Raw genomic sequence first — 15,475 nt, forward strand, 5'->3', positions numbered from 1 at the left:
CTGTATTAGTCAAACTCCAGTTCCACCTGCTCCGAACCAATGAGGCCACGGAGATCGTTCAGTAAACGATCGCTCGGAGAGACACGCCACGTTGCACCAAAGCGCAACCGCGCACGTGCATCCGCCCTCTGATAGTAGAGATGTACTGGAATTGTCCCCGAGCGGTGGGGTTCCAGAGACTGACGGAGTCGGTTTAAAAGCTGGTCATCAATTTGCCTGTCCGTCAGCGAGATAGCAAGCCCGCGAGCATATTTTTCCCGGGCTTCGTCAATGTCCATCACTTCGCGGGCGGTCATTTTAAGCCCCCCACTGAAGTCATCAAAGCTGACCTGTCCGCTGACGATAAGTATGCGGTCTTTTTCCAGCAATTGCTGGTATTTATCCAGCGCGTCGGTGAACAACATCACCTCCAGACGCCCGGAACGGTCATCCAACGTACAGATGCCGATACGATTGCCGCGCTTGGTGACCATAACCCTTGCAGCAATCACGAGCCCCGCAGCCGTGGTGATTTTACCACGTTCTGTCGGATGCATGTCTTTCAGCCGATAGCCTCCGACATAGCGCTCAATTTCTTTAATGTACTGGTTGATCGGGTGACCCGTCAGGTACAAGCCCAGCGTTTCACGTTCACCGTCCAGCACCACCTGTTCTGGCCACGGCAGACAGTTGGCATAAGACTGTTCGATCTGCTCCGGCTCTTCCGCCAGCACGCCGAACATATCCGCCTGGCCAATGGCTTCCGCTTTGGCGTGCTGATCCGCCGCTTTCAGGGCGTCCCCGAGGGAGTTCATCAGCGCCGCGCGGTGCGGCCCCAGCCTGTCGAACGCGCCGGACATGATCAGTTTTTCCAGTACGCGGCGGTTCAGTTTTTTGGTATCGGTACGGGCGCACAGATCGAACAGCTCGCGGAAATAACCGCCGTTGTTACGCGCTTCGATGATCGCCTCGATCGGCCCCTCGCCCACGCCTTTGATCGCACCGATCCCGTAGACAATTTCCCCGTGCTCGTTAACGTGGAAATGGTAAAGGCCTGAGTTGATATCCGGCGGCAGGATCTTCAGCCCCATACGCCAGCACTCGTCCACCAGCCCCACGACCTTCTCGGTGTTGTCCATATCGGCGGTCATTACCGCCGCCATAAACTCAGCGGGATAGTGCGCTTTCAGCCACAGCGTCTGATACGAAACCAAAGCATAGGCGGCGGAGTGGGATTTGTTAAATCCGTACCCGGCGAATTTCTCCACCAGGTCGAAGATTTTCATCGCCAGTTCGCCGTCAATGCCGTTTTTCTTCGCGCCGTCTTCGAAGATGGACCGCTGCTTGGCCATCTCCTCCGGCTTTTTCTTACCCATCGCACGACGCAGCATGTCCGCGCCGCCGAGCGTATAGCCTGAGAGCACCTGGGCAATCTGCATAACCTGTTCCTGATACAGGATGATGCCGTATGTTGGCTCCAGTACCGGCTTCAGGCTTTCATGCTGCCATTGCACGTCCGGGTAGGAAATCTCTTCGCGCCCGTGCTTACGGTCGATAAAGTTATCCACCATCCCCGACTGCAGCGGACCCGGACGGAACAGCGCCACCAGTGCGATCATATCTTCGAAGCAGTCAGGCTGCAGACGCTTAATCAGATCTTTCATGCCGCGGGATTCAAGCTGGAAGACCGCGGTGGTCTCCGAGCGCTGCAGCATGTCGAAACTTTTCTTGTCATCCAGCGGGATAGCGGCGATATCCAGCGGCGGTTCGCCGTTCTTTTCGCGGCGGGCGTTGATCATCTCCAGCGCCCAGTTGATGATGGTGAGCGTACGCAGACCGAGGAAGTCGAACTTCACCAGCCCGGCGTATTCCACGTCGTTCTTATCAAACTGGGTTACCGGATGCTGGCCCGCTTCATCGCAGTAGAGCGGCGCAAAATCGGTGATTTTGGTAGGGGCGATAACCACACCACCCGCATGCTTACCGGCGTTACGCGTCACGCCTTCCAGCTTACGCGCCATGTCGATCAGCGCTTTGACTTCTTCGTCCGCTTCGTAGATTTCCGGCAGCTGCGGCTCGGCTTCGAAGGCTTTCGCCAGCGTCATGCCCGGATCGGGCGGCACCAGTTTAGAGATGCGATCGACGAAACCATACGGATGCCCCAGCACGCGGCCCACGTCGCGGATAACCGCTTTTGCCGCCATCGTACCGAAGGTAATAATCTGCGATACCGCGTCACGGCCATACATGTCAGCCACGTGCTCAATAACCTGGTCACGTTTTTCCATGCAGAAGTCGACGTCGAAGTCGGGCATCGAAACACGTTCCGGGTTAAGAAAACGTTCGAACAGCAGGTCAAATTCCAGCGGATCGAGGTCGGTGATTTTAAGCGCATAGGCCACCAGCGAGCCAGCACCGGAGCCACGGCCCGGTCCGACCGGTACGCCGTTATCCTTCGACCACTGGATAAACTCCATCACGATCAGGAAGTAGCCCGGGAAGCCCATCTGGTTAATCACCTGGAGTTCAATATCCAGGCGTTCGTCATACTCCGGGCGACGTTTTTTACGTTCTTCTTCATCCGGGAAGAGGAATGCCAGACGCTCTTCCAGACCTTCTTTTGATTTCATGACCAGGAAGTCTTCCGTGGTCATATCTCCCGTCGGGAACTGCGGCAGGAAGTATTCGCCGAGGCGAACGGTAACGTTACAACGCTTGGCTATCTCAACGCTGTTTTCCAGCGCTTCCGGGATATCGGAGAAGAGTTCGCACATCTCCTCCTCGCTGCGCATATACTGCTGCGACGAGTAATTGCGCGGACGTTTGGGATCGTCAAGGGTGAAGCCATCATGGATCGCTACGCGAATTTCGTGGGCGTCAAAATCACCGGCCTCAAGGAAGCGCACATCGTTGGTGGCAACCACAGGCAACCCACGCTCTTCAGCCAGCGCCACGGCGGCATGGAGATAGCGCTCTTCATCCGGACGGCCGGTACGGATCAATTCCAGATAATAACGATCCGGGAAGTGCTCTTCATAGAACGACACACACTGATCCACCAGCGCCATATTGCCACGCAACAGGGATTTGCCGACGTCACCCATACGGCCGCCTGAGATTAGCAGCAGCCCTTCGTTCAGCTCCGCCAGCCAGTCGCGATCGATCCACGGCCCTAACGCGCCATAACCGCGCTGATAGGCTTTTGAGATAAGCAGCGTGAGGTTTTGATATCCCGTGTTGTTCATCGCCAGCACGGAGATTTGCGTCATTTCATCGCCGATGAGATCGCTCTGCACGTGAAAATCAGCGCCGACGATCGGCTTCATCCCCGCGCCATGCGCCGTTCCGTAGAACTTCACCAGGCCACACAGGTTGGTAAAATCGGTGATCGCCAGCGCAGGCATGCCAAGAGAGGCCGCCTTTTTTACCAGCGGCCCGGTCTTCGCCAGCCCATCGATCATGGAGTAGTCGCTATGCACCCGCAGGTGTACGAAACGTGGTTCAGCCATCTTCAGATTCCGCGTTACTTAATTGCTTGCGTATTGATTCAGGACACCCGTCCCAGCGCGCGTTTCACCGGGCCAAAACTGCGCCGGTGATGTTCGGTTGCGCCATGTTCAGCCAGTCTTTCCAGATGGAAAGCTGTAGGATAGCCCTTATGCTGGGCGAAGCCATACTGAGGGTAAGTGAGATCCAGCGCGGCCATTTCGGCGTCGCGTGTCACTTTGGCAATAATAGAAGCTGCGCTGATTTCCGCGACCCGACTATCGCCTTTGACAACCGCCATGGAAGGCATGGGCAATGCCGGACAGCGGTTGCCGTCAATCAGGACATATTCAGGCGCAATTTTCAGACCTGCGACCGCACGCTGCATCGCCAGCATCGTGGCATGCAGAATATTCAGCTCGTCTATTTCATGCGGCTCAGCACGTCCAAGGCTCCAGGCCAGCGCCTTCTCCTGAATCTCACTAAACAGCGCCAGTCGCCGCTTTTCGGACAATTTTTTAGAGTCGTTCAGCCCGATAATCGGACGGGCCGGATCGAGGATCACCGCAGCGGTCACTACAGCCCCCACTAACGGACCACGACCGACTTCGTCCACGCCCGCCACAAGGTGGGTGTGAGGATAAACAAATTCCATCATTTTGCTAACTCCAGCACCGCATCAGCCGCTTGCTCATCGGCATTACAGCGGATCTGCTGATGCAGTTCGCGGAACGTATCATGCATCTGGTGGCTGGTCTTGCCGTTGGCGAGCAGCGGTAACAACGCATCGGCCAACGCCTGAGGCTGACACTCATCCTGCAGCAGTTCTTTCACCAGCTCGCGCCCGGCAAGCAGGTTTGGCAGGGAGACATACTCCGTTTTCACCAGACGTTTTGCCAGCCAGAACGTGAACGGCTTCATGCGATAGCCTACCACCATCGGGCATTTTGCCAGCATGCACTCCAGGGCTGCCGTACCGGAGGCCAGCAGCGCGGCATTGCTCGCAACCATCGCCTCACGGCCTTTTCCATCCAACAGATGAATGTGGAGATCCGGTGCAACCTCGGCTTTAATACGCTCAAACTGCTCCCGGCGTTTAGCATTAACCAGCGGCACAACCACTTCGAGATCGGGATACGTATTGCGCAGAATTTGCGCGGTTTTCAGGAAGTCCGCGCTAAGCATCTCCACTTCTGCGCCACGACTGCCCGGCAGCAGTGCCAGACAGTGCGCATCATGCGGGATACCCAGCACGTCACGCGCCGCGTTTTTATCCGGATCCAGCGGCATCGCATCCGCCATGGTATGTCCGATAAAACGGCACGGAACATTGAATTTATCGTAAAACGCTTTTTCGAAAGGCAGGAAAGCCAGCACCAGGTTGGTGGACCGCCCAATTTTGAAAACACGTTTCTGTCGCCACGCCCAGACGGACGGACTGACGTAGTGAATGGTTTTAATGCCCTGCTTTTTCAGATTCCCTTCGAGGGTAATGTTGAAATCAGGCGCATCAATACCGACAAAGACATCGGGTTTGAGCTCGGTAAAGCGGCGGGTGAGATCGGCACGAATATGCAGTAAACGGCGTAACCGCCCCAGCACCTCAACGATGCCCATCACGGCCAGCTCTTCCATTTCGTACCAGGCTTCACAGCCTTCGGCCTGCATCAGCGGGCCAGCAACGCCCACAAAGCGTGCGTCAGGGACACGCGCCTTCAGCGCGCGGATGAGACCTGCACCAAGAATATCGCCGGAGGTTTCTCCGGCGACCAGGGCTATCGTAAGCGGACGACTGTCGACCATTAACGAATCAGACCCCTCGTGGAACGGTCAAAGAATTCCATGAACGCGTTCACTTCCGGGTGCTTTTTCGCCAGTTCGGCAATTTCCGGCTTCGCCTCTTCCAGCGTTTTACCGCTACGGTACAGCAGTTTGTACGCGTTGCGGATGGCAGTAATCGCTTCGCGGCTAAAACCACGACGCTTGAGGCCTTCGATGTTCACGCCAAACGGCGTGGCATGGTTGCCCTGCGCAATCACATAAGGTGGGACGTCCTGCGCCACACCGGAGCATCCACCGACCATCACGTGCGCACCAATGATGCAGAACTGATGGACTGCGGTCATGCCGCCAATAATTGCGAAGTCATCAACCGATACGTGTCCTGCCAGCGTGGCATTGTTGGCAAGAATACAGCGGTCACCCACGGTACAGTCGTGCGCGATATGCGCATTAACCATAAACAGGTTATCGCTGCCCACCTTCGTCAACCCACCACCCTGTACTGTTCCACGATGAATGGTGACGCTTTCGCGAATACGGTTACGATCGCCGATTTCCACACGGGTCGACTCACCAGCATATTTAAGATCCTGGTTAACTTCGCCGATGGAGGCGAACTGATAGATCTCGTTATTGCAGCCGATGGTCGTGTGACCATTCACCACAACGTGAGATTTCAGTACTGTACCCTCACCAATTTCGACATGGGGTCCAACAATACAAAACGGACCAATGTGGGCGTTAGCACCAATGATGGCACCCACTTCCACAATGGCGGTAGGATGAATAAAGGCGGATTTATCAATCACGTATCAGGACTCCCGGCTACGAGCACACATCATTGTCGCTTCGCAAACAACTTTGCCGTCAACCAGCGCTACGCCTTTGAAGCGAGTCAGGCCACGACGCGTTTTTTCAAAAGTGACTTCCATGATCATCTGATCACCAGGCACGACAGGACGCTTAAAGCGTGCTTCATCGATACCCGCGAAGTAATACAGTTCACCTGGCTCCAGTTTACCAACGCTTTTAAACGCCAGAATACCGGTAGCCTGTGCCATAGCTTCGAGGATCAACACGCCCGGGAAGATGGGTTTCCCCGGGAAGTGTCCCTGGAAGAACGGCTCATTCACGGAAACATTTTTCACTGCGCGCAGAAAACGACCTTCTTCAAAGTCCAGCACACGGTCTACCAGCAGAAACGGGTAGCGGTGCGGCAGAAGTTCTAAAATCTCTTCAATATGCAGAGTATGAGTGTCAGTAGTCAAAATACTCTTCCTGTCAAAATGTACTGATAACAATAATAACACGGCCTGCCGGTTTATTAGAAAGCCGACAGGCCGGGAAAAATAGCGTTAAACGGATGACGCTTAGTCTTGTTGATCGATCTTGCGCTCAAGGGACTTGAGGCGCTTGCTCATATCATCAATGTTCATCACCAGAGCTGCTGTTTTACGCCATACCTTGTTGGGTTGCAGCGGAATGCCTGAGGAATAGACGCCAGGTTCAGTGATGGGACGCATTACCATGCCCATACCCGTCACCGTCACCTTGTCGCATATTTCCATGTGGCCATTAATCACGCTTGCGCCGCCAATCATACAATAACGGCCAATTTTCAGGCTGCCAGCCATGATGACGCCCCCCGCAACCGCGGTATTGTCGCCAATCACAACGTTATGCGCAATCTGACACTGGTTATCGATGATAACACCATTGCCGATGATGGTATCGTCCAGCGCGCCACGGTCAATGGTGGTACAGGCGCCGATCTCCACGCGATCGCCAATGATAACGCGACCCAGTTGTGGGATCTTAACCCAATTACCCCGATCGTTAGCGTAACCAAAGCCATCAGAACCAATCACGGTGCTGGACTGGACGAGGCAATTTTCGCCAATTTCAACTTCATGATAAACGGACACATTGGCCCATAAACGGGTCCCCGCGCCGATTTTCGTATTTTTCCCAACGAAGCAACCCGGGCCAATGACGACGTTATCGCCCAGCACGACGCCGGACTCAATAACCGCATTAGCGCCCACGGCGACGTTGTTACCCAACTGCGCCGTCGGATCAATCGCTGCACTGGCAGCAATGTCCTGGGCCGGCTGCGGCGTGGTATCAAGAATTTGAGCCATGCGTGCATACGTCAGGTAGGGATTTTTCACTACCAGTGCCGCGCTAGTGGCAAACGGAAGATCGTCCTGCGTCAGAACAACAGCTGACGCCTGGCATTGAGCCAGTTGCTCACGGTACTTAGGGCTTACCATGAAGGTAATCGTGCCAGCTTTAGCAGATTGCATGGACGCAACAGCGGTGATGACGATATCGCCATCACCGTGTAATTCTGCATCCAACTGCTGAGCTAAATCAGCCAGTCGAATTGAAGGCATTACTTATTTAACCTGTTTCAGAACATCAGCGGTGATGTCTTTAACATCGCTGCTGTTGAAAGCAACGGCGTTCGCATCAACAACCAGATCGATGCTCTGATCGGCAGCCACTGCTTTAACAGCGGTCTGAATGCGAGTCACCAGCTTGCCACGTTCTTCGTTAGAACGACGCTGACGATCCTGCTCGAAAGCCTGCGCTTTCTGGGAGAACGCCTGGCGCTGAGCCATTACGTCTTTTTCCAGTTTGCTGCGGTCGCTTGCTTTCATGGTAGAACCATCACGCTGCAGACGCTGCATTTTGGACTGAAGATCGTTTTCCATACCCTGCAGTTCGCTTGCACGGCCTTTGAATTCGTTTTCCAGAGTCGCAGAAACACCAGTTTTCTGTGCAACCTGCTGGAACAAATTACCCATGTTGACGATTGCAATTTTGTCTGCTGCCTGAGCAGAAGTTGCCATCGCTAAACCGAGACCTGCAGCTAATAACCACTTTTTCACAATTAACTCCTTACCATCCCATTGGCACCAGAAGGTACCGTTCTTTGCGTGGCAAGGCGACCGTTTACCGATCGCCAGTTGTCAGCGCTACACTGCCAACGCATTCCTTTGCAGCGGATTATTACCAGGTTTTACCAATGTTAAACTGGAATTGCTCCGACTTATCTCCATCATATTTCTTAAACGGCTGGGCGTAAGAGAAGACCAACGGCCCCAGCGGTGACATCCATTGTAATGCGATACCGGCAGACATGCGAATATTGCTCGGATCGCTGTAGTCTGGAACACCTGCCGCACGCATCTGGGCCGTATTCTCCCAGTTGGTATCCCACACCGTACCGGCATCCCAGAAGAAGGACGTACGGACGGAGTTCGCGTATTTATCACTGATAAACGGCGTTGGGGTGATGAACTCCAGGCTGGCAACGGCCATCGCGTTACCGCCCACCGCATCATCAGAACTACAGACTTCAGATGAGGAGGACTTATCGCAGTTATCTTTGTCGTTCCCGCCGTAGTAAACCGCTTTCGGACCAATGTTGTTGGACTGGAAGCCACGAACGGTGCTGGAACCACCCGCATAGAAGTTTTCATAGAATGGCAGTTCTTTGCCACCTAAGCCATCACCATAGCCCCAACGGGTACGACCCAGAACCACCCACTTATGATCGTCATCGATCGGGAAGTAGGACGCGGTATCCAGAGTGACCTTATAGAACTCGTTATCGGAACCCGGCACGGTAACTTTACCGTTCAGGTTGACGCGAGAACCTTCCGTTGGGAAGTAGCCACGGTCGAGACGGTTATAAGTCCAGCCATAGTTGAAGGTGAAGTCATCCGCCGCAAAACCGTTGTTATCGCTGTTTTTGCTCGCTGACTGGCCAATAGAATCCAGGTAACGCCACATGGCCACCTGCGGTTGCATATTGGACAGGTCGTTATGCACGTAACCTAAGCCCGCACGCAGGGTGTTGTATTCGTTAACCGGGAAGCCAAGCGTACCGTCCACACCGTAACTCTTGTTGGTGTACGAAGACAGATCCGCATCGTCCGCTTTAAAGTCGTTATAGAAGATACGACCGCCCAGGCTCACACCGTCAACGGTGAAGTATGGGTTAGTGACAGAGAACTCCGAGTAGGTCTGGTAGTCGTTTTTGGTACCGTTAATACCCACAGAGTAACCCGTACCCAGCCAGTTATCCTGCTGTACTCCGACCTGGAAGCTCACGCCGCTTTCAGTACCGTAGCCCACACCGAAGTTGAAGCTACCGGTATTACGCTCTTTCACTTTATAAACGACATCAACCTGGTCCGGGCTGCCCGGTACGCGCTGGGTATCGGTATCAACCGTTTCAAAATAGCCCAGACGGTTCAGACGCTCTTTACCCTGATCAACGAGATCGCTACCTAACCATGCGCCTTCCATCTGACGCATTTCGCGACGCAGAACGGAGTCTTTGGAGGTGTCGTTACCGACGAAGCGGATCTTACGCACGTAGAAACGGTTGCCCGCATCAACGTTAACGTGCAGCTTAACGGTTTTATCCGCATCGTTGATTTCCGGCTGCGTTTGTACGCGCGGATAGGCATAACCATAACGGCCGAGCAGCTTCTTAATGCTGTCTTCCATTTTGGTGACTTTGGAGCCGCTGTAGAGATCGCCTGGCTGAATTTTGGTCAGCGATTCGATTTCAGCAGAATGCCCCGCCAGGTTACCACTCACTTCAACACCCGAAAGCTTGTACTGATCGCCTTCAGTGATGTTAATCGTAATGTAGATACCTTTCTTGTCCGGCGTCAGGCTGACCTGAGTCGAGTCAATGTTGAAACGCGCATAGCCACGATCCAGATAGTAGCTGCGCAGGGTTTCAAGATCGCCCGCCAGTTTCTGTTTCTGGTATTTGCGATCGCCCACCACGTTCCACCACGGCACTTCGTCACGAAGCTGGAAAGTAGAGATCAGTTCGTCGGTGCTGAACGCGTGGTTACCGACAATGTTAATCTGCTGGATCTTCGCTGAAACACCTTCCTGGAAGACCAGTTTCAGGTCAACGCGGTTACGTGGCAGTGGCGTCACCACCGCTTTCACGCTGGCGCTGTATTTACCGACGCTGTAGTAGAAGTCTTCCAGACCTTTTTCAATGTCTGAAAGGGTTGTGCGGTCCAGAGATTCCCCCACACGAACACCGGATGCTTCAAGGTTCTGCTTGAGCATGTCATCTTTCACCGACTTGTTACCGGAGAAAGTGATACTGGCGATCGTTGGACGTTCTTTTACCTGTACCAGCAGGGTATCACCATCGCGCAGGACGCGGACATCCTCGAAGTTGCCGGTGGCAAACAGAGCACGGATGGTGTTACTGATGTCATCATCATTAACCGTATCGCCGGGGCGCACAGGCATACTGAGGAGGGCCGCACCAACGGCGACACGCTGAAGGCCTTCGAAATGAATGTCTTTCACTACGAACCCGTCAGCACCGTATACGGTGGCGCTGCTAAACAGCAGCGACGCTATGAGCAACTTTTTCATCGCCATCGTTATTATGCGTTCTTCCTAACTAACTCTCTTACAACCGAGAGAAATCATTGAAAAGTGCAAGCCCCATTAACAGCACCAGCAAAATCGAGCCAATGCGATAACTAAAGTCTTGAACTCGCTCGGATACCGGTCCGCCTTTTAGCTTTTCAATCGCTAAAAACAGCAGATGACCCCCGTCTAAAACGGGAAGCGGGAACAGGTTGATTATCCCAAGGTTCACGCTAATGAGCGCGAGGAACATGAGATAGTAAATCACCCCGAATTCCGCTGACATCCCAGCCCCCTGGGCAATCGAAATTGGCCCACTGAGGTTGTTCAGTTTCACGTCACCGGTTATCAATTTCCCCAACATGTTGACCGTCAGTTTCATCAGTTGCCATGTTTTATCCGTGGCTTCAAGGATGGCACTGAACGGCCCATACTGGCGTATTGTCTTGTACTCATCTGGCAGCGGGATCACTTTTGGCACTACGCCTGCAAACCCTTCTGCCTTTTTGCCGACCGACTTCGTATCCGGGATCAGCGTCAGCGAAAGCGGACTGCCTTGCCTTTCAACTTCCAGCGCGAGAGACGTTCCCGGATTATCGCGCACCAGAGTAACAAAGGTCATCCACTCTGTTAATGGTTGACCATCGACTTTAACGATCCTGTCGCCTGCTTGCAAACCTGCTTTGCTCGCGGCCGAATTTGCCTGTACTTCGGCTAACACCGGCTCGATCTGTGCACCACGTGGACGAATGCCCAGCGCAGCGACGGGATCCTCTTTGTCTGGCTCGAAACGCCAGTGACGTAAATCGAGCACTTTGTCCTGGCGCGTGTCTGAACCAAACGGCGATACGCTGATGGTGGTCTGCGGATCGCCAATTTTGGCTACCAGCTGCAGTCGCACGGTATCCCAATCAGGGGTTTCGATGCCATCAATCGCTTTAAGTTCCATCCCGGATGTAATTTGCGCACTCGCCGCAATGGAGTTGGGCGCTATTTCACCCACTACCGGACGCACGCCGGGGACGCCGATGATAAACACCAGCCAGTAAGCGAAAACAGCAAAGATGAAGTTAGCTACCGGTCCGGCAGCAATGATGGCGGCGCGTTGTCCAACTGTTTTATTGTTGAAGGCGCTGTGTCGCAGCTCAGGGGCGACAGGCTCAACGCGTTCGTCGAGCATTTTGACGTAGCCGCCCAGCGGGATGAGGGCGATGACAAACTCCGTACCGTGACGGTCGGTGCGCGTCCAGAGCGATTTGCCAAAACCGATGGAAAACCGCTCTACCCGCACACCGCAACGGCGAGCAACCCAGAAATGGCCAAATTCATGCACGGTAATCAGCACACCCAGTGCAACAATGAACGCCGCCAGATTCCAGAGAATGCTCAGCATAAAACCTTCCGTTAAATCGTCCCGAATACCAGTAAAAGCAAGCAAGCAAACACTGGAACAGCCGCTGTCAGGCTATCAATGCGATCCAGTATACCGCCATGCCCTGGAATCAGGTGTCCGCTGTCCTTAATCCCTGCTTCACGCTTGAACATACTTTCGGTTAAATCACCGAGCACCGAGGCAAGCGCAGCAAAAATCGAGCACACCAGCAGTATTGACGGTGCCACTTCCAGATTCGCCCAGACGCCGTAGCCCCAGGAGATAATTGCTGCCGTAAACAAGCCGCCGATGAAGCCTTGCCAGGTTTTGCCCGGAGAAACCTTCGGCGCCAGTTTATGTTTGCCAAACAGTTTACCAAACATATAGGCCCCGGAGTCAGCCCCCCAGACGAGAATCATCACATAAAGCAGCCAGATCGCACCGCTGTAGTGGTTTTCGTCGTAGTGCCAGGCGCGCAGCGCGACCATCCCCCAGAAGAAGGGAATAATGGTGAGCAAGCCAAAAATCAGTCGCAGCACTTTTGAATTACGCCATAGCGCCGCAGAGCCAGGATAAAACAGCACCAGCAGTAGCGCTGCAACCCACCAGGCCAGAGATATCCACAAGGAGCCGGCAACCAGCGGTTGATGGATATCATGGTGATATTCAGGCAACGTAAACAGCATTATGGCCAGAATGAAGCCACAGAGTACCGCAAGCCATACTCGCTGACTGCGCGAAGTAAAGCCGCTAAACTGTCCCCATTCCCACGCGGCGAGCATGCACACCACCAGCGTAACAATAGCGAATCCCACTGGGGGCAGTAAAAACAGCGCCGCAATGACAATGGGTATTAATACAAAAGCGGAAATCAGGCGATACTTCAGCAAAAGCTACCCCCATCAGGCTTTGTCGCCACCAGGCTCGGTGCCGCCGAAACGACGCTCTCGATTGGCAAAGGCATGCAGCGCACCTTCAAAGTCTTGTTCATCAAAATCGGGCCAAAGAACATCTGTAAAGTAAAGTTCGGCATAGGCAATTTGCCATATCAAAAAGTTACTTATGCGATGTTCTCCCCCTGTCCTAATTACCAAATCCACAGGCGCCTGTTCATTCATGCAGATTTGCTTGCTCAGCGCCTCTTCATCAATTTGGTCGGGTCTCAACAGCCCTTCCTGAACCTGCTCGGCCAGATGCCGAACGCCCTGGATAATATCCCAGCGTCCGCCGTAATTCGCCGCAATATTCAGCGTCAGACCGGTGTTATTTTCAGTCAGCGCTTCAGCCTTACGAATTCGTTCCTGCAAACGTGAGTTAAAACGACTGGTATCGCCAATGATACGCAGGCGGACATTGTGGCGGTGCAGGCTTTTTACTTCGCTGTCTAGCGCCCACACAAACAATTCCATCAACGCGGTCACTTCCTGCTGCGGTCGATTCCAGTTTTCACTGCTAAAAGCATAGAGCGTTAACGCATCAATGCCGTTATTGGCGGCAAAAGAAACGGCGCGGCGAACCGATTTCGCCCCAGCTTTATGCCCAAAGGCTCGTATCTTCCCTTGTCTTTTCGCCCAGCGGCCATTGCCATCCATAATGATTGCTACATGACGGCAGCCATGAGCTGGCAAGTTTTCGCTTATTGGTTGATTCGCAGACAACATAACGCGTTTTTTGTCCCTGAAAAGGATTTAACGGTACTCAGGAATACTGAAGCCTATACATAAAAAAGCCGTGTCAAACCACGGCTTACCTGACCACTTAAAGTCAAATACCTGCGATCAGGTGGCGCAGACTATATCACTGAAGCCCAACGCTAACAAATAGCACGACGACTAGTGCTTGCTTTATCACCAGCTTGCGAGACGTGTCACCTGGTGGCGCGCAATATCACGTGCAGCTGTATCCACCGCCAGCACCTCTTCCACGCTTTGTGGTTCGCGCAAATCCATCTTCTCCAGTACCGATAAATTTAACGATGCGATATCGGTAAAACGGATCTGCTGATTCAGAAATGCTTCAACAGTAATTTCATTGGCTGCGTTCAGTGCCGTCGTCGCCGCCTGCCCCTGGTCAAAGGCATTCATCGCAAGCTTCAGACAAGGATAGCGGTCATAGTCTGGTTCACTGAATGTCAGGGAACTTAGCTTGCAGAAATCAAGCGGCTTCACGCCGGATTTCACCCGATTCGGCCACGCCATGGAATGTGCGATAGGCGTACGCATATCCGGCTCGCCCAACTGGGCCAGCACGCTGCCATCCTGATAACGTACCATCGAGTGAATTACCGATTGCGGGTGAATCAGTACTTCCATCTGTTTCGCTGACGCATTAAACAGCCAGCGCGCTTCAATGTATTCCAGACCTTTGTTCATCATGGTGGCAGAGTCAACGGAGATTTTACGCCCCATCGACCAGTTCGGATGGCGGCACGCCTGATCCGGCGTCATTACACGCAGTTCAGACAGTGGCGTTTCACGGAACGGGCCACCAGACCCGGTAAGCAGAATAGATACCACGCCATTCTGCTCAAGGTCAGCGTACCCCAGGTTCTGTTGAAAAGGTTGCGGTAAACTCTGAAAAATCGCGTTGTGCTCGCTGTCGACGGGCAAAAGACGCGCGCCGCGCTGCTTCACCGCGTCCATAAACAGGCGTCCGCAGGTGACCAGCGACTCTTTATTGGCCAGCAAAACGTCTTTACCGGCATCAATCGCGGCAAGCGTCGGCAGCAGTCCGGCCGCGCCGACAATGGCCGCCATGACCTGATCAACATCACCCAGCGCAGCCATCTCGCAGGCGGCCTGTTGGCCGCTCAGGACCTCGGTACGACCGCCCTTCTCCTGCAGCAGTGCCTTTACCTGGCGGGCACTCTCTTCATCATCCATCACCGCATAACGGGGCGTAAACTCCAGACACTGCTCGACCATTCGCTGCACATTCTTACCGGCCACCAGTGCTGTCACGGTGTAAAGTTCAGGATTATGGCGAACAACGTCGAGAGTGCTGCAACCAATAGATCCGGTTGAGCCGAGGAGAGTTAAATGCTTCATGAGATGCCCGAAAAAAGTTAGACCAGATAAAAGCAAAACGCCGCCAGCAAGACCCGAAGTCCCTCTGAACGGCGTTTATCAGTGTACGACAGAAATCAGAACTGCATCAGTTCCGCTTCTTTATCTGCCAGCGCCGCATCAATTTTCTTGATGGCAGCGTCAGTCATTTTCTGAATATCGTCCTGGGAACGACGATCGTCATCTTCACTGATCTCTTTTTCTTTCAGCAGCGCTTTAACTTTATCGTTCGCGTCGCGACGCACGTTACGGACGGAAACACGACCCTGCTCAGCTTCACCACGCACCACTTTGATCAGGTCTTTACGACGCTCTTCGGTCAGCGGAGGCAGCGGAACGCGGATGTCAGCGCCTGCAGAGCTTGGGT

13 protein-coding genes are annotated in these 15,475 nt (G+C 53.8%); all 13 read right to left on the minus strand.

Annotated features, from left to right (window positions below; all coding sequences use genetic code 11):
- Window positions 1-5: 5 nt before the first annotated feature.
- Window positions 6-3,488, minus strand: coding sequence for a DNA polymerase III subunit alpha (gene dnaE / locus LDK53_RS12770; RefSeq protein ID WP_094917980.1), 3,483 nt, complete (start codon window positions 3,486-3,488; stop codon window positions 6-8).
- A 38-nt stretch (window positions 3,489-3,526) separates the two neighbouring features.
- Complete coding sequence (gene rnhB, locus LDK53_RS12775; protein ID WP_025756824.1) at window positions 3,527-4,123, minus strand: ribonuclease HII; 597 nt, start codon at window positions 4,121-4,123, stop codon at window positions 3,527-3,529.
- Window positions 4,120-5,268 carry a lipid-A-disaccharide synthase gene (gene lpxB, locus LDK53_RS12780; protein ID WP_225287334.1) on the minus strand — a complete coding sequence of 383 codons (1,149 nt, stop codon included), beginning with the start codon at window positions 5,266-5,268 and terminating at the stop codon, window positions 4,120-4,122. Before lpxB ends, rnhB begins: the two co-directional genes overlap by 4 nt.
- Window positions 5,268-6,056 carry an acyl-ACP--UDP-N-acetylglucosamine O-acyltransferase gene (lpxA, locus tag LDK53_RS12785; protein ID WP_025756822.1) on the minus strand — a complete coding sequence of 263 codons (789 nt, stop codon included), beginning with the start codon at window positions 6,054-6,056 and terminating at the stop codon, window positions 5,268-5,270. The genes lpxB and lpxA overlap by 1 nt, the downstream gene beginning before the upstream one ends.
- Before the next feature lie 3 nt (window positions 6,057-6,059).
- Window positions 6,060-6,515 (minus strand): 3-hydroxyacyl-ACP dehydratase FabZ, encoded by a 456-nt coding sequence (fabZ, locus tag LDK53_RS12790; protein ID WP_010426706.1) that lies wholly within the window; start codon window positions 6,513-6,515, stop codon window positions 6,060-6,062.
- 102 nt (window positions 6,516-6,617) lie between these two features.
- On the minus strand, window positions 6,618-7,643 hold the full coding sequence (gene lpxD, locus LDK53_RS12795) for a UDP-3-O-(3-hydroxymyristoyl)glucosamine N-acyltransferase (RefSeq protein WP_047957784.1): 1,026 nt from the start codon (window positions 7,641-7,643) through the stop codon (window positions 6,618-6,620).
- Between the two features lie 3 nt (window positions 7,644-7,646).
- The gene (gene skp, locus LDK53_RS12800; RefSeq protein WP_023334576.1) at window positions 7,647-8,141 is read right to left on the minus strand and encodes a molecular chaperone Skp; all 495 of its coding nucleotides are present in this window, start codon (window positions 8,139-8,141) and stop codon (window positions 7,647-7,649) included.
- 121 nt (window positions 8,142-8,262) lie between these two features.
- A complete protein-coding gene (gene bamA / locus LDK53_RS12805) occupies window positions 8,263-10,680 on the minus strand; it encodes an outer membrane protein assembly factor BamA (protein WP_045285877.1) in 2,418 nt (805 codons plus the stop codon).
- Between the two features lie 31 nt (window positions 10,681-10,711).
- Window positions 10,712-12,064 (minus strand): sigma E protease regulator RseP, encoded by a 1,353-nt coding sequence (gene rseP / locus LDK53_RS12810; protein WP_225287335.1) that lies wholly within the window; start codon window positions 12,062-12,064, stop codon window positions 10,712-10,714.
- Between the two features lie 11 nt (window positions 12,065-12,075).
- Window positions 12,076-12,933 carry a phosphatidate cytidylyltransferase gene (gene cdsA, locus LDK53_RS12815; RefSeq protein WP_025756818.1) on the minus strand — a complete coding sequence of 286 codons (858 nt, stop codon included), beginning with the start codon at window positions 12,931-12,933 and terminating at the stop codon, window positions 12,076-12,078.
- 12 nt (window positions 12,934-12,945) lie between these two features.
- Window positions 12,946-13,704 carry a (2E,6E)-farnesyl-diphosphate-specific ditrans,polycis-undecaprenyl-diphosphate synthase gene (gene ispU, locus LDK53_RS12820; protein WP_025756817.1) on the minus strand — a complete coding sequence of 253 codons (759 nt, stop codon included), beginning with the start codon at window positions 13,702-13,704 and terminating at the stop codon, window positions 12,946-12,948.
- A 186-nt stretch (window positions 13,705-13,890) separates the two neighbouring features.
- Entirely contained in the window at window positions 13,891-15,090 is a 1,200-nt protein-coding gene (gene ispC, locus LDK53_RS12825; protein ID WP_225287336.1) for a 1-deoxy-D-xylulose-5-phosphate reductoisomerase, read from the minus strand.
- Window positions 15,091-15,185: 95 nt separating this feature from the next.
- The coding region (locus tag LDK53_RS12830) for a ribosome-recycling factor (protein WP_225287337.1) at window positions 15,186-15,475 on the minus strand (290 nt) is incomplete at its 5' end.

The sequence above is a fragment of the Enterobacter sp. K16B genome, assembly GCF_020216105.1.
GTDB lineage: Bacteria > Pseudomonadota > Gammaproteobacteria > Enterobacterales > Enterobacteriaceae > Enterobacter > Enterobacter sichuanensis.